The sequence below is a fragment of the Acinetobacter sp. BSP-28 genome (assembly GCF_044130285.1).
In the GTDB taxonomy this organism is placed as follows: Bacteria; Pseudomonadota; Gammaproteobacteria; order Pseudomonadales; family Moraxellaceae; genus Acinetobacter.
Genome location: NZ_JBIQOB010000092.1, coordinates 1 through 560 on the forward strand (window position 1 = coordinate 1; position 560 = coordinate 560).

The window sequence follows — 560 nt, forward strand, 5'->3', positions numbered from 1 at the left end:
AACCCATTCTGTGAAATCGCAGTGGAAGAAGCGGTTCGCTTAAAAGAAAAAGGAACTGTTTCAGAAATCGTTGTTGTTTCTATTGGTCCTAAAGAAGCGCAAGAACAAATTCGTTCTGCAATGGCACTTGGCGCTGACCGCGGTATCCTGGTTGAAGCTGATGACAGCCAACTGGGTGCTTTGGAAGTTGCTAAAATTCTAAAAGGTGTTGTTGACGCTGAACAACCACAATTAATCCTTCTTGGTAAACAGGCCATTGATGACGACTCTAACCAGGTTGGTCAGATGCTTGGCGCTCTACTTGGCGCAGGTCAAGGTACATTCGCTTCTGAAGTGAAAGTTGATGGCGACAAAGTACAAGTCACACGTGAAATCGACGGCGGTTTACAAACTGTTGAGCTTGCACTTCCTGCAATTATCACCACTGACTTGCGTTTGAATGAGCCACGTTATGCAGCTCTTCCAAACATCATGAAAGCGCGTAAAAAACCGCTGGATACCAAGTCTCCTGCAGATTTTGGTGTAACTGCGACAACTAAACTGAAAACAGTTAAAGTTGA

General features: G+C 44.6%; 1 protein-coding gene. It reads left to right on the top strand.

All coding sequences use genetic code 11. The features are described 5' to 3' along the window. On the top strand, positions 1-560 hold a 560-nt coding region (locus ACE01R_RS17895; protein WP_395552819.1), incomplete at both ends, for an electron transfer flavoprotein subunit beta/FixA family protein.